Raw genomic sequence first — 25,304 nt, forward strand, 5'->3', positions numbered from 1 at the left:
CTAGGGGCGAGAAACGAGATGCTAAGGGCGAGCTTGTAGCAGCGATTTTACATCGCGTTTTTCTCGAACCTCGTATCTCGTATCTCTCACCTAGCACCTAGCAGCTGCCACCTAGCTCCTAGCTCCTAGAGCCTAGCACCTAGCACCTTAAAACTATTTCGTCTTTAACTTATTCAACTCATCATCTTGTTGTGCAACGAGTGCATTGAGTGTTTGGCTACCATCTCCGGCTTGGGTAGATAGCTCAGCTAGTTGCGATGCGGCATCTGAAATTAACGTCAGGTTGCGGTTTATCTCTTCTGTAACTGAGCTTTGCTCTTCTGCAGCCGTTGCAATATGGGTAATTTGCTGCGTGATTTCGTCCACTTTGACGACAACTTCGTGTAATGCATCAAATGCAACGGAAGTTTCATCTACCGCGGTTTGTGCACGCACAACTCCTTGTTCAATTACTTTAGAAGCGTTACCTACTTCTAGCTGTAAGCTGTCGATTAGGCCACTGATGTCATCGGTTGATGAACGTGTTTTTGAAGCAAGTGCCCTTACTTCATCAGCCACAACCGCAAAGCCACGGCCTTGTTCACCGGCCCTTGCCGCTTCAATTGCTGCATTCAGTGCAAGTAAGTTTGTTTGCTCTGCAATTGTTCTGATCACATCTAAAATTTGTGTAATGTCGTTACTGCGTGCCGCAACTTTTTCAACCGCTTGATTGGCCTCTTTGATTTCATCCGACATGGTTTTAACTTGGGTAACCGCAGACGACAAGCTCGATTCACTGCTCACAACAAGGCTGTTTATTTCATCAGCTTGTTGCGCTGATTGCTCTGAGGCTCTTGCTACTTCGAGTGCTGTTGCGCTCATTTCATTCATGGCGGTTACTACGCTCTCAATTTCTTGGAACTGCGCTTGAACGTTGTGCTTAGTATCAACAGCAACACTGGTCGCTAAGTGAGCCTGCTCTTTGGTTTGCGTTGATACATTTTTAAGCTCACCAATTAAATCACGTAATTTAGCAAGAAACGCATTAAAGCCAGTTGCCAATGCTATTAGCTCAGCGTGGGTATCAACATGCAAGGTTTGGGTTAAGTCACCTTCAGCGCTGGCAAGGTTATCAACACGCTGTTGAATTTGCTGTAATGGAGCCACAATGGTACGGATCACTAAGGTCATGATAACAAAGGCTGCACCAGCAATAATAATACCTGTAACCAAGATTAAGCCGCCTAGTGTATTGGCATTTTCACTCATGCTATTTGCCAGTGCATGCGGCCCTTCAAGGGCAAGCTCAGCGGGTACTTCAATCAATAAGTTCCACTGTGTTTTCGCAAGCTTAATGCTAATTGGATAGTTAACTAAATACTCATCACCGACTTTAAATACACCACTTTGTTTTTTCGCTTTAACGTAATTGTCTAAAGTGCTTTTTGCCACCGCCTCTTTTAAGGGTCTGCCTAGCTTATCTTTGTAATGGCTACTCCCAACCACTAAATCGAGTGAGCTTAATAAAGTGACGCGGGCTTTACCGTTATATAGCTCTTTTGAGAGCTTTTCAGTCATGCTTTGAAATACAGGCAATGTTAAATCAACCCCAGCAACACCAATAAATTCGTTATCACGAAGAATGGGCACAGTTAAAGAGGTCATCATTTCAGAGTAACCTGGGGTGATTTCGTATAGGTAGGGCTCCATAATGCAGGGTACTTTGGTGTCTTTTACACACAAGTACCACTCAGCTTCCCGCTGGCCAAATTCATTGAGCGTATCGACATATTTCTCAGCTACATCGTCAACCACTTGTTGTTCAATTGCGCCGTCTCGGTTGCGCGTAAAATAGATTTCGAGTGTGCCAACGCCTGCTACAGAATGATCATACCCGCTGATAAAATTAGCATCACGGCCATCAAACGCATTTGCTTCAAATTGCGAATAAATAGATGAAAGAATAGTATTTTTTTGTAACAGAGAGCGATTCAACTCAACCACAGCATCGCGAGTTAAGGTACCTGCCGCATCATGATCGCCTAAAATAGCGGCAAATGAATAAGGCACTCGGTACGCTTCATTAATAAATCCGGCAACCTGTTCACCATATGCGGCAGCATTTGAGGCGAGTTTGTCTTCAACTTCAGCAACAATCAGCTTTTCTGATTGCGCAGCTAACTGTTGGTTACTGTTTGACAGTTGCCACCATAAAACACTCGATAAAACAAACACAGTAATAAATATACTGCCTACCGTAAGCCATAATAACTTTTTCGCTAATGCTAACTGCCGCATCGACATTTCCTGTTTTTATTGTAGGTTTGCTAATAGTTTAGACCATTTGCATGACTTTACAGGGACAATTAGAAAAAAAGTATGGAGTTTTAGTGTGATTAGGCCGCTTTGTTAAGTTAGCGCAAATTTTGCTGCCATTCGGTGGGTGACACACCAAACCATAGCTTAAAGCGACGACTAAAAATCGACAGCTCCGCATACCCTAAACGCAGTGCTAAGTCGGTCATATTTATATGCTTTTTTTGTAATAGCCGCATTGCCTCTGACTTTCTTACTTCGTCCAACAATTGCCGATAACTGGTGTTATGCTCGGTTAATATACGTTGCAGCTTTTTGGGGTGGAGCCCTACACTTTTGGCGGTATTTTCTTTATTGCACTCACCGGTTGCTAGCAACATTTTCATCGCACTTTCTATTTGCAGCATTTCATCGGGGAGTTTGTTAAGACGTTGCAGCTCAAGTTGGTCGGCTATTAAGGTGTCTAAAATGGCATCATTGAGCTGAGGTTTATAGGATAAAAATGCGCTTGAAAAGTAAATCGCATCAACGTCACTTTTAAACTCAACCTCGCAATTTAGCACTTTATTAAATAAAGGCCGCTGGTTCACCGCGACAGATTGCCGTAAACACACTTTATCGGCGCGCCATTTCGGGCCAACTAATTCTTTTAATATTTTATTGACCAAACACACTGCCAACTGCGATTTTTGCTCAAACTCGTGTTTTTCGTCAGAGAGTCGGACAAAACGGACCTCACAACTCGTTTGCCCAAATAAGGCAAGGTTTAGCACAATGCCTTCGGCATGCAGGTATATGTATTTTTGAGCAACATTAAGGGCATCAAGAATCGTAGGTTGGCGAGACATGTAAGCACCAATCAAGCCCACAGTGCTCATACTTTGTGATGCGCCAAGCTTTAAGCCAAAACATGGCTCATCACACACTTGGGCAGCAAGTTCAAGTAATTCAAGGTAATGAGCGTAAACAACAAAACTGTCTGGGTCGCGTAGTTGTGCGGGTAAAATACCCGCTTTCTCCAACAAAGTAATAGGGTTTACACCATATTGTCTCACTAAATTCTCAAACCCAGCTAAACTAGAAGAGCGAATTAAACTTTCCACGCAGTGTGCCTTTTGTCCTAAAGAGTCATTTCAGTGTCCTAAAAAGTCAAACCAACTGCAAGTGATTTATTTATGCTAGAACAAACTCTGACAAATAGAACATACAGATGAACATTGCAGCAAAACCGATAAACATCGACAACATTTTAATGGCCGACTTATTCGCGCAGCGCAGCCACGCTAAAGCTGAGGGTAATGAAAACTACCAGCAAAGACGTGAACACTTACTTGCGTTAAAAGCTATGATCACTGAAAACCAAGCACGTATTATCGAGGCTATTAATCAAGACTATGGTAATCGCTCTCGCCATGAAACCTTACTTGCCGAAATCATTAATGCCTGTGCAGATATCAATAGCACTTTAAAGCACCTAAAAAAGTGGATGAAAGTGCAAAAGCGACATGTTGATCATCGTATGTATTTAGGGGCAAAAAACCGAGTTATTCCACAGCCGCTTGGTGTTGTAGGGTTAATTGTGCCGTGGAATTTCCCGATAAATTTAGCCTTTAGTCAATTAGCTGCTGCATTTGCAGCAGGTAACAAGGCGATGGTTAAAATGTCTGAAAACTCTCGGCATTTAAGTGCGCTTTTAGGGGAGCTTGTAGGCCACTATTTCAAACCCGAAAAGCTGCAATTTTACTGTGAGACTGGTGAAGTAGGTATCGCCTTTTCAAAGCTTCCCTTTGATCATTTAATGTTCACAGGCTCAGGTGAAACCGGTAAAAAAGTGATGGCTGCAGCAGCGCAAAACCTAACGCCTGTAACCCTTGAGTTAGGTGGTAAATCTCCTGCTGTGATTGCGACTGATTACCCGATGCAAAAAGCTGTAGAGCGCATCATGTATGTAAAACAAATGAACGCGGGGCAAATTTGTACCAATGTTGATTATGTATTTGTGCATCAGTCTCAACTTGCGCTATTTATCGATACAGCAACACGCTGGGCAAAAAAGCATGTACCAGATATTCATAGCCAAGACTACACAGCCATTATTGATGACCGCGCATTTAAACGCCTTACAACCTGTATTGAAGAAGCCAAGCAACTCGGCGCTGACGTTATTACGCTTAGCGACCAAGTGGCAGATGCCAATACGCGAAAGCTGCCTCTGACATTAATTTTAAACAGCAATGACAGTATGAGCATTGATACTCGCGAGACATTTGGACCTATTTTAATGGTAAAAACCTATCAAGACTCGCAGCAGGTCGTTGATTATATTGCAGGGCGAGATAGGCCTTTAGCTTTTTACCCTTTTAGCTACGACAGACAGCTTATTAACTTTTATATTGAGCAGGTGATGTCGGGTGGTGTAAGCGTTAACGATGCCCTTTTTCATGTCGGTCAGCACGACTTACCTTTTGGTGGCGTAGGTGCCAGTGGTATGGGGCATTACCATGGCTATGAAGGCTTTTTAACCTTTTCAAAATTACGTCCGGTGTTTTATCAAGCCAAGTTTTCGAGCGCGAAATTTTTAATGCCGCCTTACGGTAGATTTGCCGATAAGCTTTTAGCCTTTTTAAGTAAATTAAATTCATAATAATAAACACCAACAGGTGATAATAATGCAGCAACACACATTTGATTTTGACCAAATTATTATAGGCTCTGGATTTGGTGGCTCGGTTAGTGCGCTTCGCCTAAGCGAAAAAGGCAACCGGGTTTTAGTACTCGAAAAAGGCCTACGCCGCGACGATAAGGAGTTTCCAAAGACCAACCTAGATATCAAAAATTATATGTGGCAGCCAGAAATTGGCCTAAAAGGCTGCATACAATTTTCGTTTACCAGCAAAGTCACTGTGCTGCATGGCGTGGGTGTGGGTGGTGGCTCACAAATTTATGCCAATGTGCACCTTATTCCTGATGATGAAGTATTTCAATCTCCAGCGTGGACACGAATAAAATCAGACTGGAAAGAAAGTCTAAAGCCCTACTATGGCCTTGCACAGCGCATGTTAGGCAGTGCCAAAAATACTTATACCAATGTTGCCGATCACACACTAAAAGAGATTGCCGAGCAGATGGGTCAAGGTGACTCATTCAAAACCGTGAACACTGGGGTACTTTTTGCAAAACCCGGCGAAGCCTATAACAAAGAGCTACCCGACCCATACTTTAATGGCGATGGTCCAAGGCGAAATACCTGCCATTACTGTGGTAGCTGCATGATTGGTTGTCGCCATAATGCCAAAAACACCTTAATGAAAAACTATCTGTACTTTGCCGAGCGCAATGGCGTAGAGATAAGACCCAGCTCTGAAGTAATCAAAATCACCCCGCTCAATGCAGATGGCAGCGCCGGATACAAAATTAAGATTAAAGATACCAGTCATCGCAACAGCCATATTTATACGCTAACAACACGTGGCGTTGTGCTAAGCGCAGGGGTCATGGGCACCGTGCCTTTGCTTTTAAAAATGCGCGATAAAGACAAAACATTGCCCAATATTTCAGCTTGGCTAGGTCAGCAAATTCGCACTAATTCAGAAACCCTCACCACCGCGAACAACACCACTAAAAAAGTTGATGATGGTGTTGCGATCAGCTCATTTATTTCGGTCGACAAAGACACCAATATTGAAATTTGCCGGTTTAGGGAAGGCGCCGATGGCACATGGCTATATTTACCTTACGTTCCTATGGTGACTGGAAAAGGCCTCAAGCGTATTGCTAAGTTTTTAGTTAATACACTGCGCCATCCAATAAAAACAGCCAAAGTCTTGCGGCCAAAAGGTAAAGCCCGCAGCTCGATTCTATTTTTGGTGATGCAAAAATCAGAGGCGTTTATTCACCTTGAATGGCGACGTAAATGGTATCGATTATTTAAAAACGGCATTACTGCGGTGCAAAAAGACAATGACACGCCGCTTAGTGTTAGTTTTCCAAAAGCAGAAGAAGCAACCAAACTCTACGCCGAAAAACTCGGTGGCGTGCCGGGCTCAGCCTTATCTGAAGTGCTCTTTGGTGCCCCAATGACGGCGCATATAATGAGTGGAGTCGCCATGGGAACTGATGCCTCTAACGGCGTAGTTGATAGCTCTGGAGAAGTGTTCGGCTATCAAAACCTACGAGTTATTGACGGCTCAATCATACCGGGTAATTTAGGGGTAAACCCATCATTAACCATTACCGCATTGTCGGAATATGCAATGAGCCAAGTGCCGGTATTCGATGCAGCCCGAGCAAGCAAGATAAAGCCAATAGAATTTAGTGAACCACGCGAAGGCCTAGTATCAGCGCTTACTGGTTCAGGTGATTTAGCAAAATCGATTGCTGAAAAACAAAAAAGCCGTGCATAAAGCACGGCCTATTTTGATAAATAGCAATTAGATCACTGATAATTCTACAGCAATGTTACCACGCGTTGCGTTTGAGTATGGGCATACTTCGTGCGCTTTATTAACCAGTGCAAGAGCAGTGTCTTTATCAAGATCACCTACCGATACCGCAAGCTTAACAGCAATACCAAAACCACCTTCGATAGGACCAATTGATACTTCAGAGTTAATGTGAGTATCTGCAGGTAATTTAACTTTTGCTTGGCCAGCCACTAACTTTAATGCACCGATAAAACAAGCCGCGTAACCTGCTGCAAATAATTGCTCAGGGTTTGTACCTTGACCATCATCACCACCTAACCCTTTAGGAGTTGATAGTGCCACATCTAAACGACCATCATCTGATTTTGCTGTGCCTTCACGGCCACCTGTTGCTGTTGCTTTTGCTGTGTATGCGACGCTTTGTAGTTCTTTCATGATTACTCTCCTAATTGAGTGAAAATATACTTTGCATGCAAAATATATTAGATCAGCTTTTTCGGGATTGCAAATACTTTGCATGCAAATTAAAATACACGTATTGAATTTTGAGGATCGAGTATGAAATACCCACAGCTAAAATTAGATAACCAGCTATGCCATCGCTTATATATGGCATCGAATGGGATTGCCCGTGCGTATAGAGATTCTCTTAATCAATTAGATTTAACCTACCCGCAATACGTAGTGATGATGGCGCTGTGGGAAAGAGATCAGATCAGCATTGCTGAATTACTTGAAAAAACCGCCATTGATGGTGGTGCAATGACGCAAATTTTGAAAAAAATGAGCGATAAAGCATTGTTGTCGATCACCAAAGATAGCCAAGATAAACGCAAACGACTCGTGCAGCTCGAAGCCAAAGGCAAGGCGATGCAAGATCAAGCTGCCGATATACCGTCGCAAATTCGTTGTCGCTTCCCAAGCATTAACGAACAACAAGCACTGCAACTGATTGAGTTACTCGATTTAGTAAATAGTGACCTTAATTAACAAAAATTATTTGAAAGTGAATTTGGATAATACCAACTTGCTTAATAAAGTGGGCTTTTTGAGGCAAGAAAACCTCGTTGATAACAAGGCAAAAATTTCGTTATTTAGTTGTTCTAAATGAGAAATTTTTAACGCTGGTAGCGACAGGTTTGCTCCCTCAAAATGATTACGTATTATTGCGAGCTGGTATCTAAACCTCTTTTTAATATAATTCTATACGCTATAGTGTTCAAAACTCATCAATACGGACACCATCATGAAAGCATTTGGATACACTACAGCAACCCCAACGTTATCGGACTCATCATTACAAGCGATTGAATTACCTGATCCCGTTGCGACAGGTCACGACATTCTTGTCGCCGTAGAAGCAATTTCAGTAAACCCTGTTGATACTAAAATTCGCGCCAATGTGTCACCAGGCAATGGCTACAAAGTTATTGGCTGGGACGCCGTGGGAACCGTTAAAGCTGTTGGCGACAAAGTTTCGTTATTTAATGTCGGTGATCGTGTGTTTTATGCTGGCGACTTAACGCGCCAAGGCAGTAATGCTGAGCTGCAACTTGTTGATGAACGCATTGTCGGTCTTGCACCAACAAGCCTCAGTAATAGTGAAGCAGCCGCCCTGCCATTAACCAGTATTACGGCATGGGAGTTATTGTTTGACCGTTTACAAATTGAAAAATCTAAAAGCAATAAGCCAGCCTCTGTATTAGTGATAGGTGCCGCAGGTGGTGTAGGCTCAATTTTAGTGCAGCTTGCCAAACAGCTTACCAATTTAACAGTTGTTGGTACCGCCGCACGAGAAGAAAGCGCCAACTGGCTTAAAGACTTAGAAGTTGATCATGTGCTTGATCATAGCAAAAACCTTAACGAGCAACGTCTTGCGGCCGATCTGAATGAATTTGATTACGTAGTGAGCTTAACGCACACCGACCAACACCTTGATAGCATTATGGAAGTGATCAAGCCACAAGGTAAATTGGCACTGATCGACGACCCTGCAAGCTTTGATATTTTAAAGTTAAAGCGTAAAAGTATTTCGTTGCATTGGGAGTTTATGTATACCCGCTCAATGTTCCAAACCGATGATATGATTGCCCAGCATCAGCTTCTTTCTGAGCTCTCGACCTTAGTTGATAACGGCACAATCAAAACAACATTGGGTGAGCATTTAGGTAAAATAAACGTAGCAAACCTTATTAAAGCCCATGGGATTTTAGAATCTCATAAAGCTCGCGGAAAGCTTGTGTTGGAGGGGTTTGAGTAACGAAGGGAAAGTTGCGAGGGGAAAGTTAGCGAGAGTAAAGAAGCGAGATGCGAGATGCGAGATGCGAGATGCGAGAAGCGAGATGCGAGGGACGAGGGGCGAGAAGCGAGGGCGAGCATGTAGCAGCGATTTCACATCGCGTATTTCCTCGATCATTAATAAAAAAACGCATCATTAAAGTGCATTACTACGCTTGCCTTTCACTATTTTAGTGCCAGTTTTTGGGGACGCCCTTACCGCTGAATATTAACCAATTGATTTTTAATGCATTTAATTTTAATAAAGGTTTGGCACAGATCTTCCAATAGTGAGTATGAACTGGCACTAACAAGGAGACTAACGTGACTAACTTCTTTCACACTCTTTATCTACTTTGGCGATTAGACATCAGCACATGGCATATGCATGAAGCAAACGATCCGCATAATGTGGCTGATTTGGAGCGTCGCTATGTTAAATAATGACCCCGCATTTATTGAAGCGCTTAAAAAAATTTCGGTTCATCAACTAACAATCACTGAAGCGTCTGAGCAGTACGACATTCCTAAGCGTGTGTTATACAAAGCCGCACGACAGCAACAAGTTAAGCAGAACAAACAAAAAGCGTATTTAATCGCCACTCAGAAGCGCCTTCAACAAAGTCTACGTAATGTAGAAATGGAGTTAGCTAGCTTCAGCTAAATAACTTCTGTATGGTTAAAATACACGCACAACAATGATGGATTAAGTATGCACGCAGTAGAAGTAAACTTTGATGGCTTAGTGGGGCCTACTCACAATTACGCGGGATTATCGTATGGCAATGTCGCTTCACTAAGTCACGCCTCTTCGCATTCCAACCCTAAAGAGGCCGTGCTTCAAGGCCTTGAAAAAATGAAAGCAATGCACGAATTAGGGCTAGAACAAGGTATTTTTGCACCTCATGCTCGCCCCGACATTAATGTGCTAAAGCGTTTAGGCTTCTCAGGCAGTGATAGCCAAATTATTGAAAAAGCATTTAAAGCAGACCCTATTTTACTGCGAGCTTGTTATAGTGCATCGGCCATGTGGACAGCCAATGCTGGCACTATCTCGCCTTCAGTCGATACGCTTGATGGCAAAGTGCACTTTACAGCTGCTAACTTAAATAACAAATTTCACCGCTCGCTAGAGCCCGTTACAACTACGGCTTTATTAAAAGCCATGTTTAACGATGAGCGTTACTTTAGCCATCATACGCACTTACCTGATCAAGGTTTTTTTGGTGATGAAGGCGCCGCAAATCATAATCGATTATGCGACAGCCATGCAGATACAGGGCTTGAGATCTTTGTTTATGGTGCAAGTAGTTTTAATAGCGCCTTACCAAAACCCGTGAAATTTCCTGCAAGACAATCTCTTGAAGCTTCGCAAGCAATTGCTCGTTTACATCAGCTAAAGCCAGAAAATCAATTATTTATTCAGCAAAACCCTGATGTAATAGACCAAGGTGTCTTCCATAACGATGTAATCGCTGTAGCCAATGGCAATGTACTTTTATGCCACGAACAAGCGTTTTTACATCAAGCTGATACGCTAAAACAGATTAAACAAGCTTACTTAGGTAACAAGCCACTCCATATTATTGAAGTGCCAACCAACAAAGTGAGCATTACTGATGCTGTAGGCAGCTATTTATTTAATAGCCAATTAATTACCTTAAGTGATGACAGCATGATGCTGGTTGCACCTAAAGAGTGTCAGCGTAATCAAGCTGTTCACGATTACATTCAAGAAATGATTTTGGCTGATAACCCAGTTCAGCAAGTGCGCTTTTTTGACTTGCGCCAAAGCATGCAAAATGGCGGTGGCCCTGCTTGTTTACGCTTGCGTGTAGCGCTCAACACTGACGAACTCGCAGCGGTCAATCCGGGTGTACGATTCAGCGAAGAAAAATATAACCAATTAGTAAGTTGGGCGAATAAGCATTACCGTGACTCTTTAAGTAGTGACGACTTTGCCGATCCAATGCTTTTAACCGAAAGCTACCAGGCACTTGATGAGTTAACCAGCTTACTTAACTTAGGCTCTGTGTATCCATTTCAACAAGAATAAATAATGAAAATTAAAGCTGTACACTCTATTAAAGGGGTGTCTAAATCACTCAATAGTTTACTGATTGATAGCGTTGCCAGTGGCGCATCAATCGGCTTTATTGCCCCGCTATCATTACAGTCAGCACATGACTACTGGCAAGGAGTCGATGGGGATTTAGCAACGCCTTACCGTAGGCTTTATCTTGCCCTTGATGGTGATACGGTGATTGGCTCAGTGCAGCTTTCTTTGTGCGCTAAAGCCAATGGCACTCACCGCGGCGAGGTTGAAAAGCTCATGGTGCACAGCGAACATCAAGGTAAAGGAATAGCAAAACAATTGATGAATAGCCTAGAAACCGACGCCCGTATATTAGGGATTCAATTATTGGTACTTGATACCCGCCAAGGTGACACTGCTTCATATTTATATCGCAAACTCGATTATATTGAAGCTGGCACGATTCCTGGTTTTGCGAAAAGCTCATCCGGTGAATTTGACGCAACGGTGTATTTTTATAAGCAGGTCGCCTAGATCTGCTTTTTATAGCCAATTGATATAATCATAAAGTCGACTAATAAAAATCTATAAACGTACTAAACTAGTACTGCGGATTTTATTAGGAGCGATAAATGGCGCTATCAATACAGCAACGGGTACTCTTTCTAGCCCTACTTCCCCCCCTACTCATTGCAATTATGCTGACACTCTACAACTATGTGCAATCAAAACACAGTGGTGCACAAACCGTTGAAAGTTTTGCCACACAAATGGAAAACGACCGAAAAGCAGAAGTTAGTAACTATCAAAAAATTGCCATGAGTTCGATTGCTCATCTCATCGCACAAGATGATGGCTATAATACTGAACAGCTACAAAACCAAGCAAAAAGCATTTTGCGTAATTTGCGTTTTGATGATGCTGGCGATACAGGCTATGTGTTTGTATATGATGTAAAAGGTGTCAACATTGCTCATGGCGTTAACGCCTCACTTGAGGGTAAAAACCTTTATGATTTTAAAGATCCTAATGGGGTTTATCTGATACGAGAGCTGATTGATGCTGCGAAGAAAGGCGGTGGCTATGTGCAGTATTCTTGGAAAAATACCAATGGCAGTGTAAACCCTAAACTCGGTTTTGCCGCTTTGCTACCAAAATGGAACTGGGTGCTAGGAACCGGTTTTTGGATCAGTGGCCTTGAGCAACAAGTTGCAGTGACAGAGCAACGTGTTAATGAAGGTATCGATAATGCCTTTATAAACACCGTTATCGCTTCAATATTCGCAGTTGCAATTACCGCAGCGATTGCAGTGGTGGTATCGCGCAGTATTACTAGCCCTCTGCACACAACCGTACTAGCAATGAACGATATATCACAAGGTGATGGCGATTTAACCCAACGTTTAATGGTGAAACGAGACGATGAACTCGGCAAGCTTGGCAGTTCGTTTAACCGTTTTGCCGATGACGTTGGTAAGATGGTTATTGATATTCGCCAATCATCGCAATCGATGAATCAAGCGTCACACAAACTCAACGAGCTACTTGCCAATATGCACGCAGGTATTAATCGTCAACATGAAGAAAGTGAACAAGTTGCAACCGCAATAAACGAAATGTCGGCGGCGTCAATGGAAGTTGCCCGCAGTGCTCAAGAGGCCTCAACCGCTGCTGAACATGCCGATCATTTAGTAAAACAAGCTAACAACCAATTACTCATTGCCATAAAAGTGATTAATGGCCTTGCCAAACAAGTTGATGAAGGGGCTAATGCGGTCGATCAGCTTAATCAACAATCGAGTCAAATTGGTAGTGTGCTTGATGTGATCAGAAACATTGCCGAGCAAACAAATCTACTGGCACTGAACGCAGCTATTGAATCTGCCCGAGCTGGTGAAGCGGGTCGTGGCTTTGCGGTGGTGGCTGATGAAGTGCGAACTCTAGCAAAACGCACGCAAGATAGTACTCATGAAATAGAGGCAATGATTGAGCAAGTACAGCAAGGAACAACAACTGTAAATAGCATTATGCAGTCAATCAAATCTGGCAGTGCAACCAGTGTTAATGAGGCAGGCGAAGTCGAAAAAGCGCTTAATGAAGTACTGCTTTCGGTTAACACCATCACATCACAAAATGCACAAATTGCCACAGCCGCTGAAGAGCAAACGTCAGTGTCTGAAGCCATTAATCAAAACATGACGACCATTGTCGATATCGCTAACAAAACCGCTAATGATACCGATGTAGCCACATCGTACATGCATGAACTAACAGACACGGCAACGCAGTTAGAACAAAATGTTAGCCGTTATAAAACCTAATAACTGATTGATGGTTAGGCAGGCATTGCAGCCTGCTTAACAAAAATCATTGGTCTTTTGTAAGTTCTTTAGCCAATCGAACAAGTCATTATCGTAGCGCTTTAGACGTTGTTGATGTTTGTCATTAAGACTATAAAAAGGCGCAATACAAATATACTTTTCGCCCATAATAAGTACTAAGCGCAAACCAAAAAATGAGTAATGGTGAATAAACTGCACTTGTCTTGCATGCATATGACGGCATTGTCCAAATAAATTACGGTAATGCACACCATGGCGACACACCGTTAAATTGCGCTTTGAATTAAACACAAGTAGCGCTAATAACAACGTAACTGCACAAGCTAAAAAGCTAAAAAGTAAGCTGCTCACTTCTGATACGCTATTAATAAATCCCACAAATAAGATTAAGTTAAATGCAGCTAGCAGTGCCCAACTCCTCAACTCAAAGCGCTTTTCTAAATCAATGACCTTCATTTTTGTTCCTAGATTTTTATTTTTTGCGATGGTGTCAGCAAAATGTGGAAGAAAAATGAATTTGCTTAAAAAGCACGCTAAATTTGCATTTATATTTTGTCGTGGCTTTCAGCTTGTTACATAAAAGGTACAAAGGTGTTAATCGAAACTTATCATTAGCAATTCAAGTTACATTAAGTTTTAGTTATTACACTATTAGTAAATTTTTAGAACACAAAGGGAAGAAATGATGAACTTTAAAACTACATTACTTAGCAGCGCCGTTTTATTTGCACTTGTTGGTTGTGGCTCAGATGACGACAAGAACGACTCGGTTGATCCTCAGCCACAAACTGCACAGTTCACATTAGGTGTGTCTGATGCACCAGTGACAGGTTTAAAAGCTGTTAATGTTGTGTTTGATTCAATCACATTGAAAACCCAAGGTGGTGAAGAGTTCACTTTTGAGACCCGTGAAGATGATGATGAAACCATGCCTGAAATGGTTAACCTATTAGACTACACAGGTGATGATGTGTTTTCTTTATTAGAAGATGAAGAAGTACCTGCTGGCGAATATCAATGGATCCGTGCAGATGTTATCAATGGTGACACAAACGATTTAACCATGACTTCGCATGTTGTTTACGAAGATGACAGCATTGCACCACTGGTTGTTAAACGTAAAGGCAACGATGGTATCGGTGAAATCCAACTTGATGGCTTTACCCTTAACCAAGCTGGTAACGACTTTGTTATCGAATTTGACCTTAAAAAGTCACTAGTTGATCCACAAAATAGTGATGAGATCTTCTTAAAACCACGCGGTGTTCGCTTAGAAAACCTTGCTGATTCTGAAGATATCGAAGGCACTGTAAGCGATGTACTTATCGCTAACTGTGAAACTGATAATATCGATATCGCACTAGAAGATGGCTCATTCGGTCATGCTGTTTACCTATACAGCAGCGATGTTGAAATGCCAATGGACAACTATGAAGTTAACGAAGATGAAACACCATTAGATGCACCTATTGCAACGGCGGATGTTGTTTTCGATAGCGAAGATAACCAATACGAATTTGAACTTGCGTTCATTCAACCTGGTGATTATCAACTTGCTTATACCTGCGCTGCGCACATTGATGACGTAGAAACGCAAGACGAAGCATTTACGCTTTATCAAGTAAAACCAATTACAGTAACATCGGGTGAAGACTTAGACGTGTCTTTCACTGTTTCTGAATAATATTGGAATCAATACCCCCATTAAAAAGCCCGCACTGCGGGCTTTTTGTTGTTTAGAGTGTGTCGTAACGAATAATTACTTCAGATATTTGATCCACCACTTTATCTGCACCGGTTTTAATGTCTTCCATGATCATGCTGACTTCTTCAACATTTTGCTGAGACTCACCAGACAGAGCTTCGATTTCTTCGATAAGAGCCGTCATTTTTGCTGCGATTTCTTGCGTTTTTCCAATTAAGCCTGATATTTCACTGGTCGACACAGAAGTACGTTGCGATAAATTTCTAACTTCATCGGCAACCACCGCAAAACCGCGACCATGCTCCCCGGCTCTGGCAGCTTCTATCGCTGCATTTAAGGCGAGTAGGTTTGTTTGTTCTGCGATGCTATTAATGGTTGTTACAATTTCACCTATTTGTGATGACTGCTGCGCTAACACATCCGACAGTTCACGGGTTTGATGAACTTGCTCGCTCACTTTTTTTGATGACGCAACACTACTTAAAATTCGCTGCTGACCATTCGTCACGACTTGCGAGGTTTCTTCAGACGTGTGGCCGGCATTTTCAGCTGCATGTTTAACTTCTTCGGTGCTGTTAACTCTGGCGGTGACATCAGATGCAAACTTAATGATCTGCGTCACTTTACCCTGTTTATTAAAAATAGGGTTATAGGTTGCCTCTAAGTAAAGCGGGCTGCCATCACGTTTTTTACGAGAAAATTGCCCAGAGAAAATGCGCCCGTTTGCAAGATCTTGCCAAAAGTTGGGGTTCTTTTGATAAAAGTCGTCATAACAAAACAGTTTATGATGCTGACCTTGGATTTCAGCAAGACTGTAACCTACAACATTTAAGAAATTATCATTCGCAGAAATAATATGACCATCCGGCGTAAAGCGGATCATCGCAGTGCTTTTATTAACGGCATCATAGATTGCCGACATTTCATCAAGTTTTTCGACTTCTTTAGTAATTTCTGAAGCGAACTTAATTGCACAGCGCACCTTGCCATCATCACCGCGAACAGGAAAATAGGTTGCACGCAGCCAAATATCTTCGCCGGCACCATTTATGCGCGAGAAAACCCCTGACTTTGCTTGGCCTCTAGCAATATCTTGCCAAAACGTTTGATACTCTTTTGAGCTGCTATATTCAGGCGCACAAAACTTACTATGATGCTGACCAATAATATCGCCAGCTTGCACTTTCATTGTTTTACAAAACAAATCATTGGCTTCGAGAACAGTTCCATCTGGTGTAAATTCGATATAAGCAATATTTTCTCTGATCCCAGATAAATATTGCTGACTTTTATCAACATCATGCTGCAAGGCATCAATGAGTTGATCTTTATTTTTACTAAACCACATTGAAACACCAGTTATTAGGGTCGTTAAATAAATATTAGCTCAGTAGCATAAGAAATAGAATTACAAAATGGTTCTTTTTTCTTAATGATTAACAGGTTAACCAACTGCCTGTTCTTACACTAAAGCGCTTTCTTCTTAAACATTGAGCAAATATATAATATTATAAGCCTTACCCAAACAGCCTAGGCTTTGTTATGACATCGCGTATTCTCAAATCAATTTTTTACTCATCTTTTCTATTAGGCTCTGCTGTATTTTTGCAAGGCTGCCAAGAACAACCTCAATCTGATCATATTGCCGTCACTGGCGGGCTTATCCAAGGGCAAAAAGAAGGGCGTTTTATTGCCTATAAAGGCATTCCGTATGCTGCAGCTCCGGTGGGAGAGTTACGCTGGCGAGCACCAGAGCCTGTTCCTAAGTGGCAAGATGTAAAAGTACTTAACGATTACGCGCCTGACTGTATGCAAAAGCCGTTTGCAGCCGACGCTGCACCGCTTACAACAACTCCTTCGGAAGATTGCCTTTATTTAAATGTATTTAAACCCACTAAACACAGCGATACCCCTTACCCTGTTGTGGTATGGATACACGGTGGTGGCTTTGTAAATGGTGGTGCATCACCCGCAGTTTACTCTGGTGAGAGCTTTGCTAAACAAGGGGTTATTTTTGTTAGCTTTAATTATCGCCTAGGCCGATTTGGCTTTTTTGCGCACCCTGCTCTCAGTCGTTTTGAGAACGATGCGCTTGGCAACTACGCTTTAATGGATCAAATTGCGGCCCTTGAATGGGTTAAACAAAATATTGCTCAATTTGGTGGTGATGCTGCAAAAGTGACACTCATGGGTGAATCTGCAGGAGGCGCATCGGTACATGCGATGATGCAAACACCTGCTGCTAATGGCTTATTCCAGCAAGCGATTATTATGTCAGCGGGCGGACGAGAGCTTTTTAAGCAGTTGCCTCTAACTAGTGATGATGACACCGTATTAAGTGCCGAAAAAATTGGCGAAAACTTTGCCAAACAACACACCATTTTAGGCAGTGATGAAAATGCCCTTGCTGCACTACGTGAGTTATCTGCCGAAGACGTGGTTGATGACCTAAATCTGAGCACATTAAACCGACAAAATGATGTTGAACCTACGTACGTTGGCGGGCCAATTATTGATGGCACCATCATCAATTCGGCGACAGAAGCGCGCTTGAGTAAAGGCACGTTTAGCCATGTTGCGACCATGGTCGGTACAACAGATATGGATTTAGGCTTTGCTAATTTTGCTTCTAAAGAGGCGCTATTCGCAAGTTTTGCTCCGCACAGTACACAAGCAAAAATGACTTACGATGCAAGCGGCGAAACGCCATTGCCTTTACTCAATTACCAAGTTGGGCAAGATGCTTTGATGCAAGAGCCAGCAAGGTTCGTTGCAAAACGTGTGACAGATATGGGGAAAGATGCCTTTTTATATCGTTTTGGTTATGTGGCGCAAACTTTAGATAAACCCGGTGCAGAGCACGCCAGCGAAATTCCGTACTTTTTTAATACTGTGGCAGCGAAATATGGGCATGTAACCACTGAGCAAGATAAGCAAGCCGCTAAAATAATGCACCGTTATGTGACGAATTTTATTAAATTAGGCACACCAAATGGCCCGGGTTTACCGACTTGGCAAGCATATAAAAATGATGAATCTTTTATACTGCAAATGAGTAAATCAGGGACTGCAGAGTTTTTACCGGATCCCTTACAAGCGCGGTTAAACATCACAGAAACAAAAGCTGAAAAGTAATCAAATAAGGCGCTTAATTAAAGCGCCTTATTTTTACCCTTGCTGCTGAACATACTCAAGCGCAGTCATCTTGTGGTATGTCACATTAGGATGAAATACATGAGTAGGATCCGGGTCAACCACCTCAATTGGCGTGCCTTGGCTACGTGCAATATCGAGTGCCATTTGCGTTATATTGACACTAAACGAGGTGCCGATAAAGACGATTTTATCGGCATCGAGCATACGCTGTTGCGCCTCAGAGATTCGATAAAGCTCAGTGTAGTATTCGTCAAATAACAGCACGTAAGGCTTAAACGATTCATTAAGCTTGGGGCTTTCATTATCAATATTAAAAACCTCGAGCAGTGAGTTGTGGAGGTTGTCTTCGTTGACTTTGTCCCACGGCGCGTTAAAAGCCATCACATCGTCACCTTGATGGTGAAACAGTGTCATTTGATCTAAGCGACCATGAATAGCAATAAAATCGGTGTTACCTGCTTTACCATCAAGGCCATCGATATTTTGCGTAATGAGATTTTTATCACTCAACCAATGATGCACTTGATTGGGACCGTGATGGCGATAGGTTGCAAAACGATGATAATACCAAGCTAAAAATTCGCGGGGATTATTTTCGTACATAGCACGTGTTGCCATTTCCATCGGCGTATAATTTTTGCTGCCAATGGTCCAATAACCATCTTCGCCACGAAAGGTCGGTATACCGCTAGCGGCACTCACACCTGCCCCAGTAATATAGAGTGTATTCATAGAGATAACTTTACCTTGTAACCAAGTGAATCGGCTGTCACTTGTTGATTATTATCCATACCACCAAGACGATACAAGCTTCCTTGGTGCTCTAATAAACCTCGATGATCCATGCTCGCGGTATCGGCTTTTGGCATTACATGCCACGTGTTTTTATCAACATCAAAGCGCCAAACATGATCACTCGCTGGCGCTGGTTTACCATCGTACCCCATACCATTGTAGTTATATGGGTTATCAGAGCCGCCCATCATATAAATGTCGCCATTAAAACTGGTTGCTGCCATACGGTAATGAGCAACACCTGTTGGGTGTGGCACGGTACGCCAATCTATCTTTAATGGGTTATTTGCATCAATCGTACCTTTTAAACACTGTGCAACCGCAGCGAAAGAACGACGTTTATCAGCATTCGCCTGTGTTTTAACGCCATCACACACCAATATAGTGTTCCCACTAATTGCCGCCGCTTGGCCAAACACCGGTTGACCTAAAAATGGCGAAGCCTGTTGCCAAGTATCTGTATGCGTATCATACACTTGTACAAGGTTTACATTCCCATCGTTATGCCAACCACTGACTAAATAGATATAACGCTGCTGGTACGAAAGCGCTACACTGTCATCCACCGGCACTGGCATATTGGCAAGTTGCGTATATGAATTAGAGAGCACATCATAGCGATATACATCGGGTGTAGAGATTTCTTGATGATCGGCGCTAACGGTATACCCACCAAATACATAGGCATGCTTACCCACACCCACAGCGGTACTCGCCAAACGGCCAGTAAGGGGCAACGTACTTGGTACGGCTTTAGCTGCTTGCCACGCCTTATCGCCCACTTTAAGGACCCACACTTTATTGTGAACATCGGTATGTGCTTTGCCTGAGCTCAAGCCCATAAAACTTAAAAAGTAGGCTTGTTCATCAATAACAACTTTGGCAACAGCATTGTTCGCGACGGGTTCAGGTAAGGCAGGTATGGTTGCAAGTGCAGTAGAAAATAACAGGCTCATAAATTAAATAGGTAACTTAACACATAGTTTAAGAATACCATTTTATGAGCCTGAAGAAAGGCTCGCTATTAGTAAGCAATACTAATACGTTGATTTAAATGAGCTGCCGATTGTGCTTCATCAAGCATCGCTTTAGCATAATCAGTGACTGATATTTTGCTTTCGCCTTTTGCATCAGTAAAGAAGCTGTCGCCACCAACACGGTACGGGCCTTCTGACTCACCAGGGTAAATGACCGCAGCTGGTGATACAAAAGTCCAAGCTGTATCTACTTTTGAGGCTCTAAACACATCAAGTGCCTCACCTTGAGCTATGGCTTCTGCTTTGTATTCAGTAGGAAAATCTGGACTTGATACCAGTGTTACACCGGGTGCGACTTCTAAGCTACCTGCACCGCCCACCCATAAAATACGTGTGTTAGTACCTGCAAGTGCGTTTAGTAATTGTTTTGCTGTATTTGCCACAATTTCATGGTTACCTAAAGCACGACCACCAATTGCAGCAATAACAACATCACTACCTGCAGCTGCAGTTGCGATATCGTCTTTAGTTAAATCAAATTCAGTCACAGTAACGTTATCTTGGGTTACTTTACTTGCGTCTCTAACTAATGCATTTACTTGATGACCACGTGCGATTGCTTCTGAAGTAATGTGGCTGCCAATCCAACCTGTTGCGCCAATAACTGCTAATTTCATGAGGAATTCTCCGTTGTTTGTTTAAATGAATGCAGTTTACTTGTTCACTAATTACTGATAAATACACTATATAGATACACATTGTTTCACTTGAAGATACCAATGGATAAACTCAATTCAATTACTAGCTTTGTCGAGGTTGCCCGTACCGGCAGCTTTACTCAGGCTGCAGAGCATTTAGGTTTAAGCCGATTACAAGTTTCTAGACATATTCAAGATATAGAAAAGTGGCTAAATTTAAGGTTGTTTCATCGCACAACACGCAAAGTAAGTTTGACCCTTCAAGGCGAAGAAGCCCTTAGCTATTGCCAGCAAATATTAAATCAAGTGTCTGATTTACAAAGCCGAGCACACAGCCATAACAATGAATTGGTAGGTACCATTCGAGTTGCCTCTCCGATTGGGCTTGGCCAACATAAACTGTTTGATGCCATTGAAGTATTCACCAAGCGCCATCCTCAGACGCGCTTTGAACTGTTACTTTCAGATAGTTTATCGCAGCTGGTTGATGACCGCGTTGATATCGCTTTGCGTTACATCCACCAGCCCGATGAAGGTCTTATTGCCCGTAAGCTAATGTATATCGCAACCGCAGTATGTGCTTCTAACGATTATTTAGCTGCGAACCCACCGATTAATGAGCCGAGTGACTTAACCGCACATAATTGCCTTGTTCATAACAAACACACTATTTGGCAATTTCAACACGACGACAACACACAAAAAGTCACGGTTAAGGGCAACATTGTTGCCAACGATATGGGGGTGCTTTTAAAAGCAGCGAAACAAGGAATCGGGGTAGCTCACCTACCATGTGATCTCGCCAATGACTATTTGGCATCAGGTGAGCTTGTTAAAGTACTGCCTGAGCATACTACTATGGGCTCTCACTTATGGGCAGTGTATTTATCACGTAACTTCCAACAAAATGTGGCCAGAGCGTTCATCGACTTTTTAGCAGAGCACTGGCAACACGATATTTTATAATCTAAACCTGCTGCAAATACGTATAAGCTACAAAAAGGAGCCGTAATGCAGCACTTAGATCATGAAATATCACGCATCATAGAGATGGCGTGGGAAGATAGAACCCCGTTTGAAGCAATAAACCAACAGTTTGGTTTAAATGAAAAAAGCGTTATCGCGCTAATGCGTGAGCAATTAACAAGCTCGAGTTTTAAACTTTGGCGAAAACGCGCAGCGGGTAGGCAAACCAAACACTTAAAAATACGCCATCCAGATATATCCCGTGGTTACTGTAAAACCCAATATAAACATAGATAAAGTTATTTTATCTTTTGTGAAAACTGCCCAACCGCATCTACCACTTTTCGAGCGCCATGTTGAATGTCGCTCATCACGCTACCAGACTCTGAAGCAAGTTTAAAACCTTGTTCAGCTTTTGCTTTTCCTAATTCGATAACTTCAACCGTTTGTTTAGTCAAAGACCTATTTTGTTTTACAACATCAACAATCTCGACTGTCGAATTAGAGGTTCTTAAAGCAAGTTGTCTTACTTCATCAGCCACCACCGCAAAGCCTCGGCCTTGATCACCTGCACGAGCCGCCTCAATGGCAGCATTAAGCGCCAGTAAGTTTGTTTGATCTGCAATACTACTAATACTTTGTACGATGGCAGAAATATGTTGCGATTGCTTATCGAGCTCAGCCATTTCAGCTGCAGCTTGTTCCATTTGCTTCGCTAAATCGTCCATTACATGAACCATTTCATCTAAAACGGTGGCACCTTGCTTTGCTGCTTTATCGGTTTCAGTGGATGTGCTGTAGGCAATATCCGCCGCTTGAGACACAGCCATTTCTAGATTCACTTGTTCGGTGATGACGGTGGCAAACTTAACGACTTTATAAAGCACATCTTGCTCGTTAAAAACCGGATTGTAAGTCGCCTCCAACCAAATGGATTCACCAAATTTATTCACCCGCTTAAATCGTGACGAGATAAATTGGCCTTTTTGTAATTTCTGCCAAAACTCAGCATAGCCAGTTGAGTTTGCTTCAGCTGGTTCACAAAACATACGGTGATGTTTACCGATAATTTCGTCTTTTGTATAACCAACCCCCGCTAGAAATTGCTCATTCGCTTTTAAAACATGGCCATCTAAATCAAACTCAATAACCGCCATAGACCGATTAATTGCTTTCACTAAGTCTTTATTTTCTTGCGATGTTTCAATTGTTCGGGTCAGTACACTGGCGTGAAGATCAAACTTTTCAAAGCCCTGCTGTTTATTTAAAATTGGATGGAAAAATACTCTTAACCAAACATGCTGGCCCTGCGTATTTAAAAGTTGAACAGCACCGACCCAAGCTGATTTATCTAAAATAGCTCGTTTAAAATGAAGATAATGCTTTGCGTCTTTGGCGCTGCTAGGCACCAAATCAAGCAGAGGTTTTCCTATTAGTTGTGCTTCTGTAAAGCCGAGTTCTGCTAATACTTGCGTATTGGCAAACGTGATATGACCTTCCCTATCGAGTTCCAACGTAAACATTCTATTATCTAATGTATCTTTCACTTGAGATACACGAAACAATTCATCTTCTAACTGAGCTATCCTTTCTTTCAATGGTTGGGTAAAAAACATAAATCATCCCACCTTTAATACCAAAATTATCACAGAGTAGCTCGATAAGAACTACTAACTTCTGTACCGCCAAATGATTTTAGCGTAAAAAAGTTGGATGAATACTGGCTTTCAAAACAATAGGAAGTTTCTTGAGGCAAAATAAGAAATGATTTAATTAAATAGCATTATAAAAGCCTAACTGAGTAGGCTTTTTGTCAGTGATTCAGTTGGTTTGCAAATTGCCCAACTGCATCAACCACTTGCTGCGCACCGTGTTGTATGTCTTCCATCACTTGACCAGACTCATTTGATAAAGACACGCCTTGCTCAGCTTTCACCTTACCTTGCTCAATAACCTTTACTGTATTTTGCGTAAGTGACTGATTATTATTTACCACTTCAACAATTTCTTCGGTGGCTTTTGAGGTTCTTGAAGCAAGCTGTCTGACTTCATCAGCCACCACCGCAAAACCTCGCCCTTGCTCACCGGCACGAGCAGCTTCAATTGCTGCGTTTAGCGCCAGCAAGTTCGTTTGCTCCGCAATGCTACTTATACTTTGCACAATGGCTGCAATTTGCTGTGACTGTTTATCAAGTGCTGAAATCTCTTGGGCTGCTTGCTCCATCTGCTGGGCTAATTCATTCATCACCGTCATGGTGTTTTGTAACACCTCAGCCCCTTGTTGAGCGAGTCTATCAGTCTCTGTTGATGTGCCATACGCAATTTCGGCCGCTTGAGAAATTGCCTGTTCACGATTAACTTGCTCAGTGATCACAGTGGCAAACTTCATCACTTTGTAAAGCTCACCAAAATCATTTGAAATGGGGTTGTATGACGCTTCAAGCCACACTTCATTGCCATGACGGTCAACACGTTTAAACCGATCAACAACAAACTCACCACGCTTTAAGCGCTGCCAAAACTTCTCATACTCAGCTGACTCAGCAAGTTCAGGCTCACAAAACATACTGTGGTGCTTACCTACTATCTCATCTTTTTTATAACCCATACTCTCTAAAAACGGTTCATTTGCGTTAATAACCTTGCCCTCTAGGTCAAACTCAATAACCGCCATCGAGCGATAGATTGCATTAATAGTATCGCGCTGTTCACGAGAAGTAGAAATTGCATCGGTAAGCACAGTGCCGTAAATAGCAAAGTAATTAAGCTCACCTTGCTCTGTGTGAACCGGGTGTGCAATCAAACGGAGCCACTCAAGCTTGCCGTCATAGCGAGTTATTTGTAAGTGCCCAACCCCATGCTGTTGATTTTCAATGGCATTTTTCAAGTCTTTAAACTGGTCAGTATTTCGAGATTGTTCAGTAATAATATCTTGGAAGGGTGAGTCAATTAGCTGGTTGTGCGAGTAGCCTAATTCATCTAAAAAGTTCTGGTTAATATAAGCCATCGTGCCATCTGCACGCAGCCTAAGCACCAACATCTCTTCATCAATACCCGAAGTGAGATCTTTTAGCGGATAAAGCTCAGCTTTTAACGTATCAATTTCAGCCTGTAAGGATTTACTAAACCACATAAAACGCCCTGATTTTTTATTAACGTGTTGTTGTTCATAAAATTGTAGAACAATTATCGCAGGGCGCTACTTTAAGATAAGCAAAAAGAATTAAGAAAAGTGATTTAACTAAGAAGCTTGAGAGGTCAATTTAACGTATTTCTCAGCCAACTCATCTAAAGTTTCACGATGATTTGGATCTGGCTTAATGCAATCAATAGGACACACACTAACACATGTAGGGTTATCGTAATGCCCAACACACTCAGTGCATTTATTTGGGTCTATTTGATATATTTTCGCGCCCATATAAATAGCTTCATTCGGGCACTCAGGATCACACATATCACAGTTAATACATTTGTTATTGATGAGTAATGCCATTTAATGACCTCGAAAATAAATCACTATAAAACAAATAGTTACATGAGTCGGTATGTAACACATATATTTTTCAAACAAGCTTAGTTTGAAAAATATTCGATAAATAATAACACAATTCGTAGCACACTCTGTTTATGA

At 42.2% G+C, this 25,304-nt stretch carries 23 protein-coding genes; 12 read left to right on the forward strand and 11 right to left on the reverse strand.

Annotated features, from left to right (window positions below; all coding sequences use genetic code 11):
• Positions 1-153: 153 nt before the first annotated feature.
• Both AOG26_RS11145 and AOG26_RS11150 read right to left on the reverse strand, forming a co-directional pair.
• Positions 154-2,277 (reverse strand): methyl-accepting chemotaxis protein, encoded by a 2,124-nt coding sequence (locus AOG26_RS11145; protein WP_054562548.1) that lies wholly within the window; start codon positions 2,275-2,277, stop codon positions 154-156.
• A gap of 116 nt (positions 2,278-2,393) precedes the next feature.
• Positions 2,394-3,398 (reverse strand): AraC family transcriptional regulator, encoded by a 1,005-nt coding sequence (locus AOG26_RS11150; protein WP_054562549.1) that lies wholly within the window; start codon positions 3,396-3,398, stop codon positions 2,394-2,396.
• A gap of 107 nt (positions 3,399-3,505) precedes the next feature.
• Between AOG26_RS11150 and AOG26_RS11155 the strand changes: the two genes are divergently transcribed.
• Together AOG26_RS11155 and AOG26_RS11160 are read left to right on the forward strand one after the other, a co-directional pair.
• Entirely contained in the window at positions 3,506-4,939 is a 1,434-nt protein-coding gene (locus AOG26_RS11155; RefSeq protein ID WP_054562550.1) for a coniferyl aldehyde dehydrogenase, read from the forward strand.
• A gap of 25 nt (positions 4,940-4,964) precedes the next feature.
• The gene (locus tag AOG26_RS11160) at positions 4,965-6,698 is read left to right on the forward strand and encodes a GMC family oxidoreductase (protein ID WP_054562551.1); all 1,734 of its coding nucleotides are present in this window, start codon (positions 4,965-4,967) and stop codon (positions 6,696-6,698) included.
• 27 nt (positions 6,699-6,725) lie between these two features.
• Here AOG26_RS11160 and AOG26_RS11165 read toward each other — a convergent pair whose 3' ends face one another.
• Positions 6,726-7,154 carry an organic hydroperoxide resistance protein gene (locus tag AOG26_RS11165; RefSeq protein WP_054562552.1) on the reverse strand — a complete coding sequence of 143 codons (429 nt, stop codon included), beginning with the start codon at positions 7,152-7,154 and terminating at the stop codon, positions 6,726-6,728.
• 123 nt (positions 7,155-7,277) lie between these two features.
• On the opposite strand from AOG26_RS11165, the gene AOG26_RS11170 reads away from it, so the two are divergent.
• From AOG26_RS11170 to AOG26_RS11195, 6 genes are all read left to right on the forward strand, one after another.
• Positions 7,278-7,709 carry a MarR family winged helix-turn-helix transcriptional regulator gene (locus AOG26_RS11170; protein ID WP_054562553.1) on the forward strand — a complete coding sequence of 144 codons (432 nt, stop codon included), beginning with the start codon at positions 7,278-7,280 and terminating at the stop codon, positions 7,707-7,709.
• A 256-nt stretch (positions 7,710-7,965) separates the two neighbouring features.
• Positions 7,966-8,979, forward strand: coding sequence for a zinc-binding alcohol dehydrogenase family protein (locus AOG26_RS11175; RefSeq protein ID WP_054562554.1), 1,014 nt, complete (start codon positions 7,966-7,968; stop codon positions 8,977-8,979).
• Between the two features lie 450 nt (positions 8,980-9,429).
• Entirely contained in the window at positions 9,430-9,660 is a 231-nt protein-coding gene (locus tag AOG26_RS11180) for a helix-turn-helix domain-containing protein (protein WP_054562555.1), read from the forward strand.
• A 48-nt stretch (positions 9,661-9,708) separates the two neighbouring features.
• The gene (gene astB, locus AOG26_RS11185; RefSeq protein WP_054562556.1) at positions 9,709-11,052 is read left to right on the forward strand and encodes an N-succinylarginine dihydrolase; all 1,344 of its coding nucleotides are present in this window, start codon (positions 9,709-9,711) and stop codon (positions 11,050-11,052) included.
• A 3-nt stretch (positions 11,053-11,055) separates the two neighbouring features.
• On the forward strand, positions 11,056-11,565 hold the full coding sequence (locus AOG26_RS11190) for a GNAT family N-acetyltransferase (RefSeq protein WP_054562557.1): 510 nt from the start codon (positions 11,056-11,058) through the stop codon (positions 11,563-11,565).
• Between the two features lie 98 nt (positions 11,566-11,663).
• The gene (locus AOG26_RS11195) at positions 11,664-13,352 is read left to right on the forward strand and encodes a methyl-accepting chemotaxis protein (RefSeq protein WP_054562558.1); all 1,689 of its coding nucleotides are present in this window, start codon (positions 11,664-11,666) and stop codon (positions 13,350-13,352) included.
• A 36-nt stretch (positions 13,353-13,388) separates the two neighbouring features.
• Here AOG26_RS11195 and AOG26_RS11200 read toward each other — a convergent pair whose 3' ends face one another.
• Positions 13,389-13,829 carry a hypothetical protein gene (locus AOG26_RS11200; protein ID WP_054562559.1) on the reverse strand — a complete coding sequence of 147 codons (441 nt, stop codon included), beginning with the start codon at positions 13,827-13,829 and terminating at the stop codon, positions 13,389-13,391.
• A gap of 229 nt (positions 13,830-14,058) precedes the next feature.
• Here AOG26_RS11200 and AOG26_RS11205 point away from each other — a divergent pair, with 229 nt between their 5' ends.
• Positions 14,059-15,057, forward strand: coding sequence for a DUF4382 domain-containing protein (locus tag AOG26_RS11205; RefSeq protein ID WP_054562560.1), 999 nt, complete (start codon positions 14,059-14,061; stop codon positions 15,055-15,057).
• 52 nt (positions 15,058-15,109) lie between these two features.
• Here AOG26_RS11205 and AOG26_RS21060 read toward each other — a convergent pair whose 3' ends face one another.
• Entirely contained in the window at positions 15,110-16,426 is a 1,317-nt protein-coding gene (locus AOG26_RS21060) for a methyl-accepting chemotaxis protein (protein WP_054562561.1), read from the reverse strand.
• Between the two features lie 194 nt (positions 16,427-16,620).
• On the opposite strand from AOG26_RS21060, the gene AOG26_RS11215 reads away from it, so the two are divergent.
• A complete protein-coding gene (locus AOG26_RS11215; protein ID WP_054562562.1) occupies positions 16,621-18,213 on the forward strand; it encodes a carboxylesterase/lipase family protein in 1,593 nt (530 codons plus the stop codon).
• A 33-nt stretch (positions 18,214-18,246) separates the two neighbouring features.
• Here the strand turns inward: AOG26_RS11215 and AOG26_RS11220 are convergent, their stop codons facing one another.
• The 3 genes from AOG26_RS11220 to AOG26_RS11230 form a co-directional block, all read right to left on the reverse strand.
• A complete protein-coding gene (locus AOG26_RS11220) occupies positions 18,247-18,966 on the reverse strand; it encodes an SIR2 family NAD-dependent protein deacylase (protein WP_054562563.1) in 720 nt (239 codons plus the stop codon).
• Complete coding sequence (locus tag AOG26_RS11225) at positions 18,963-19,985, reverse strand: Kelch repeat-containing protein (RefSeq protein ID WP_054562564.1); 1,023 nt, start codon at positions 19,983-19,985, stop codon at positions 18,963-18,965. The genes AOG26_RS11220 and AOG26_RS11225 overlap by 4 nt, the downstream gene beginning before the upstream one ends.
• Before the next feature lie 68 nt (positions 19,986-20,053).
• Positions 20,054-20,683, reverse strand: a complete 630-nt coding sequence (locus AOG26_RS11230) for an NAD(P)-dependent oxidoreductase (protein WP_054562565.1) — start codon at positions 20,681-20,683, stop codon at positions 20,054-20,056.
• A 102-nt stretch (positions 20,684-20,785) separates the two neighbouring features.
• Between AOG26_RS11230 and AOG26_RS11235 the strand changes: the two genes are divergently transcribed.
• Both AOG26_RS11235 and AOG26_RS11240 read left to right on the forward strand, forming a co-directional pair.
• Positions 20,786-21,670, forward strand: a complete 885-nt coding sequence (locus AOG26_RS11235; protein WP_054562566.1) for a LysR family transcriptional regulator — start codon at positions 20,786-20,788, stop codon at positions 21,668-21,670.
• Between the two features lie 45 nt (positions 21,671-21,715).
• Entirely contained in the window at positions 21,716-21,967 is a 252-nt protein-coding gene (locus AOG26_RS11240) for a TIGR03643 family protein (RefSeq protein ID WP_054562567.1), read from the forward strand.
• Between the two features lie 2 nt (positions 21,968-21,969).
• Here the strand turns inward: AOG26_RS11240 and AOG26_RS11245 are convergent, their stop codons facing one another.
• The 3 genes from AOG26_RS11245 to AOG26_RS11255 form a co-directional block, all read right to left on the reverse strand.
• A complete protein-coding gene (locus AOG26_RS11245; protein ID WP_054562568.1) occupies positions 21,970-23,286 on the reverse strand; it encodes a methyl-accepting chemotaxis protein in 1,317 nt (438 codons plus the stop codon).
• Positions 23,287-23,483: 197 nt separating this feature from the next.
• Entirely contained in the window at positions 23,484-24,803 is a 1,320-nt protein-coding gene (locus tag AOG26_RS21085; protein WP_054562569.1) for a methyl-accepting chemotaxis protein, read from the reverse strand.
• Positions 24,804-24,911: 108 nt separating this feature from the next.
• Positions 24,912-25,166, reverse strand: a complete 255-nt coding sequence (locus tag AOG26_RS11255; RefSeq protein ID WP_054562570.1) for a YfhL family 4Fe-4S dicluster ferredoxin — start codon at positions 25,164-25,166, stop codon at positions 24,912-24,914.
• Positions 25,167-25,304 lie beyond the last annotated feature (138 nt).

It is taken from the genome of Pseudoalteromonas sp. UCD-33C (genome assembly GCF_001306895.1).
Classification (GTDB): domain Bacteria; phylum Pseudomonadota; class Gammaproteobacteria; order Enterobacterales; family Alteromonadaceae; genus Pseudoalteromonas.

Coding starts and splice junctions, on each gene's coding strand:
- AOG26_RS11145 (WP_054562548.1), bottom strand. CDS start 2,277: ATGCGGCAGTTAGCATTAGCGAAAAAGTTATTATGGCTTACGGTAGGC.
- AOG26_RS11175 (WP_054562554.1), top strand. CDS start 7,966: ATGAAAGCATTTGGATACACTACAGCAACCCCAACGTTATCGGACTCA.
- AOG26_RS11200 (WP_054562559.1), bottom strand. CDS start 13,829: ATGAAGGTCATTGATTTAGAAAAGCGCTTTGAGTTGAGGAGTTGGGCA.
- AOG26_RS11180 (WP_054562555.1), top strand. CDS start 9,430: ATGTTAAATAATGACCCCGCATTTATTGAAGCGCTTAAAAAAATTTCG.
- AOG26_RS11245 (WP_054562568.1), bottom strand. CDS start 23,286: ATGTTTTTTACCCAACCATTGAAAGAAAGGATAGCTCAGTTAGAAGAT.
- AOG26_RS11170 (WP_054562553.1), top strand. CDS start 7,278: ATGAAATACCCACAGCTAAAATTAGATAACCAGCTATGCCATCGCTTA.
- AOG26_RS21085 (WP_054562569.1), bottom strand. CDS start 24,803: ATGTGGTTTAGTAAATCCTTACAGGCTGAAATTGATACGTTAAAAGCT.
- AOG26_RS11195 (WP_054562558.1), top strand. CDS start 11,664: ATGGCGCTATCAATACAGCAACGGGTACTCTTTCTAGCCCTACTTCCC.
- AOG26_RS11190 (WP_054562557.1), top strand. CDS start 11,056: ATGAAAATTAAAGCTGTACACTCTATTAAAGGGGTGTCTAAATCACTC.
- AOG26_RS11165 (WP_054562552.1), bottom strand. CDS start 7,154: ATGAAAGAACTACAAAGCGTCGCATACACAGCAAAAGCAACAGCAACA.
- AOG26_RS11240 (WP_054562567.1), top strand. CDS start 21,716: ATGCAGCACTTAGATCATGAAATATCACGCATCATAGAGATGGCGTGG.
- AOG26_RS11225 (WP_054562564.1), bottom strand. CDS start 19,985: ATGAGCCTGTTATTTTCTACTGCACTTGCAACCATACCTGCCTTACCT.
- AOG26_RS11215 (WP_054562562.1), top strand. CDS start 16,621: ATGACATCGCGTATTCTCAAATCAATTTTTTACTCATCTTTTCTATTA.
- AOG26_RS11160 (WP_054562551.1), top strand. CDS start 4,965: ATGCAGCAACACACATTTGATTTTGACCAAATTATTATAGGCTCTGGA.
- AOG26_RS11235 (WP_054562566.1), top strand. CDS start 20,786: ATGGATAAACTCAATTCAATTACTAGCTTTGTCGAGGTTGCCCGTACC.
- astB (WP_054562556.1), top strand. CDS start 9,709: ATGCACGCAGTAGAAGTAAACTTTGATGGCTTAGTGGGGCCTACTCAC.
- AOG26_RS11220 (WP_054562563.1), bottom strand. CDS start 18,966: ATGAATACACTCTATATTACTGGGGCAGGTGTGAGTGCCGCTAGCGGT.
- AOG26_RS21060 (WP_054562561.1), bottom strand. CDS start 16,426: ATGTGGTTTAGTAAAAATAAAGATCAACTCATTGATGCCTTGCAGCAT.
- AOG26_RS11230 (WP_054562565.1), bottom strand. CDS start 20,683: ATGAAATTAGCAGTTATTGGCGCAACAGGTTGGATTGGCAGCCACATT.
- AOG26_RS11255 (WP_054562570.1), bottom strand. CDS start 25,166: ATGGCATTACTCATCAATAACAAATGTATTAACTGTGATATGTGTGAT.
- AOG26_RS11155 (WP_054562550.1), top strand. CDS start 3,506: ATGAACATTGCAGCAAAACCGATAAACATCGACAACATTTTAATGGCC.
- AOG26_RS11205 (WP_054562560.1), top strand. CDS start 14,059: ATGAACTTTAAAACTACATTACTTAGCAGCGCCGTTTTATTTGCACTT.